2 protein-coding genes and 1 pseudogene are annotated in these 2984 nt (G+C 75.4%); 1 reads left to right on the top strand and 2 read right to left on the bottom strand.

Features of this window, described 5'->3' with window-relative positions; translation table 11 throughout:
- Positions 1 to 1746: 1746 nt before the first annotated feature.
- A pseudogene (locus A5712_RS30535) lies at positions 1747 to 2229 on the bottom strand (glycosyltransferase family 2 protein); the annotation flags it as partial.
- A gap of 14 nt (positions 2230 to 2243) precedes the next feature.
- Positions 2244 to 2516 carry a hypothetical protein gene (locus tag A5712_RS26985; RefSeq protein ID WP_068112604.1) on the bottom strand — a complete coding sequence of 91 codons (273 nt, stop codon included), beginning with the start codon at positions 2514 to 2516 and terminating at the stop codon, positions 2244 to 2246.
- Positions 2517 to 2536: 20 nt separating this feature from the next.
- Between A5712_RS26985 and A5712_RS26990 the strand changes: the two genes are divergently transcribed.
- A partial coding sequence (locus A5712_RS26990) for a glycosyltransferase (protein WP_156766706.1) occupies positions 2537 to 2984 on the top strand: 448 nt, incomplete at its 3' end.

Raw genomic sequence — 2984 nt, forward strand, 5'->3', positions numbered from 1 at the left:
CAACGTCGCCGTGCTGTCGGAAGCGCAGGCGCTGTCCGGGGCGGGCGCGCCGCCGCGGCCCGACGAGGACCCCACCGTTGCGCTGGCCCGCGGCGCGGCCATGGCGGCCGGGCCCGCGGGGGACGCGACGGCGATGGCCCCCGCGGTGGGGTCGGCCGGGGACGCGACGGCGATGGCGCCCGCGGTCGGGTCGGCCGGGGATGCGACGGCGATGGCGCCCGCGGTCGGGGGAGTTCCCCCGGGCGGCCAGGTGGGAGCCGACCTGGCGTACTCGATGGCCGGGGAATCCGACCTGCTCCCGATGGAATGGCTGACCGAGCCCGAGGACGACGACGCCCAAACCGGCCCAGTGGGCCTTACGTCGCGACGTCTGGGGGCGATGGACGCGGTGCTCGGCGTTGCGGTGGCCGGTTCCATCGCCCGGTTGGCGCTCGTCGGGCCCGTCGGGGGCGGCTACGCGGCGATCAAGCACCTGGTGGTCGAGCTGCCCATTGAGCCGTTCGAAACGTTGATCCAGACGGTGACCGGCGCGCAGCAGGCGCTGGCCGCCGAGGGCCGCCATCTGGTCGCGACCCGGCTGTATTCGCCGGATCCCGGGCAGGCGGAAGCGTTTCGCCAGGCGCTGGCCGACTCCGGGGTTCCCGACGTGGGGGTGGTTTCGCAGCCCGACGCGGTGGCGGCGCTGCTGCGCACGGTCTTCCGCGGTGTCACGCTGCCCGGCGCCGTCGCGCTCGTGGTCACCGCCGAGGCGGCGACGTTGGTCGCGCTGGGCGCCGCCGGTGCGGCCGAGATCCTGGCCACCGCGGCCCTGCAGGGCGTTGACGCCGTCGCCGCGGCGGCGGACATGCTGCTGGACTGGCTGCAGTCCGCGCCGTTCGCCGTGAGCGCCGCCTACGTGCTGGGCACCCTGGAAAACCTGACCAGCCTCGCCGAACGGATTCGCGCCCGATCGGCCCTGCGGGTCGAGGTGCTCGAGCGGCCGGAATTCGCGTTCGCGCGCGGTGCGGCGCTGGCGGCCGGGTTGGCGCCCACGACGCCCCAGCCGCCGGTCACGGCGGGCGCGGCGACCGCGATGGCGCCCGCGCTCGGGGTGCTCGGGGACGCGACGGCGATGGCCCCCGCGACCGCGGCCGCCGGGGAAGCGACCGGGATCGCCCCGACGTCCGAGCTGGCGGGCTCCGGCGGAGAGGAACCGCAGCTGGCGTACTCGCAGGCCGAGGACGCCGACCCGTTCGCCGGCGGGCTAGACGAGTACGGCGACTTCCCCGACGACGCCGCGGATCCGGAAATGACCAGTCGGATGCCGCTGAGCCGACGGTCGCTGGTGCTCGGCAACGCCGTCATCGCCTTCGCCGTCGTGGGATTCGCGACACTGGCCGCGGCCGTGGCGATCGCCATCCGGCCGACCGCGAGCGCGCAGCCGGTGATCGGCCACCAGAATGCCGCCCCGGGCAAGTTCATGCCGCTGTTGCCGACGCAGCAGCAGGCGCCGGTGCCGCCGCCGCCGATCGATCAGCCCAACGCGGGGTTCCAGGGCGGCGTGATCCCGGACGCCAACGGCTACATCCCGCCGCAGCTGGCATCGCCGGGTTCGGCCCCGGTTGCCCCGGCGCCGGAGCCCGTTCCCGGTTTGATGCCCAACCCGGACGGACCGATCCCGTACCCGGTCATCGTCCCGTACCCGGGCTGGCGCCCGCCGTACAACCCGTACCCGCCCTACACGCCCCCGACGTACACGCCCCCCACGACGACGCCGAGGTTCAGCAGCGCCTCGCGCCGGGCGACGCGCATCGGCGCGATGTCGTGCACCGGCAGGCGGTGGCGGGTGCGCAGCCGCCAGCTCATGACCACGGTGCCCACCCGCGCGACCCACGGCCAGCGCAGCCCGGGCACGGGCCGGCGCCGGCCGGTCACCAGGTCGGCACCGTGGTCGAGCGCGGCGACCAGCCGGGGCAGGTCGCCGGGGTCCATGGAGCCGTCAGCGTCGATGACCGCGACGATCGGGGTGGTCGCGGCTACCACGCCGGCGTGCACCGCCGCCCCGTAGCCGGCCCGCGGCTCGGCGACCACGTGGGCGCCGAAACGGGTTGCCACCGCGGCGGTTTGGTCGGTGCTGTTGTTGTCGACGACCAGCGCCCGATAACCCGCGGGGATGGCCGCCAGCACCCCCGGCAGCGACTCCTCTTCGTTGAGGCAGGGCAACACCACCGTGACCGCGTCGTCGGGCATGCGCTGGGCCGCGATCAGTGATGGGTGGTGGCCGGCGGCGGCTTCGGAGTCACCGGCTGTTGTGGGGTCACCGGCTGCTGGGTATGCGGAACGGTCTGCTGTGTCTGCGGCGGAATGGTTTGCTGCGTCTGCGGTTTCGTCGGCGGCGGCGCCTGCGTCGTCGGCGGGGGCGCCTGCGTCGTCACCGGAGCCTGCGTCGTCACCGGCGCCTGCGTCGTCGTCACCGGAGCCTGCGTCGTCGTCACCGGAGCCTGCGTCGTGGTCACGGGTGGCTGCGTCGTGGTCACCGGCGCCTCCGTCGTCGTGGGTGGCGTGGTCGGCGGCGTGGTGGGCGGGGTCGTCGGCGGCCATCCCCGCGGGTTATCGGGCGCTGGTCGTCGACAACAACAGCACCGACCAAACCGCCGCGGTGGCAACCCGTTTCGGCGCCCACGTGGTCGCCGAGCCGCGGGCCGGCTACGGGGCGGCGGTGCACGCCGGCGTGGTAGCCGCGACCACCCCGATCGTCGCGGTCATCGACGCTGACGGCTCCATGGACCCCGGCGACCTGCCCCGGCTGGTCGCCGCGCTCGACCACGGTGCCGACCTGGTGACCGGCCGGCGCCGGCCCGTGCCCGGGCTGCGCTGGCCGTGGGTCGCGCGGGTGGGCACCGTGGTCATGAGCTGGCGGCTGCGCACCCGCCACCGCCTGCCGGTGCACGACATCGCGCCGATGCGCGTCGCCCGGCGCGAGGCGCTGCTGAACCTCGGCGTGG

Source organism: Mycobacterium sp. E2327 (genome assembly GCF_001672675.1).
In the GTDB taxonomy this organism is placed as follows: domain Bacteria; phylum Actinomycetota; class Actinomycetes; order Mycobacteriales; family Mycobacteriaceae; genus Mycobacterium.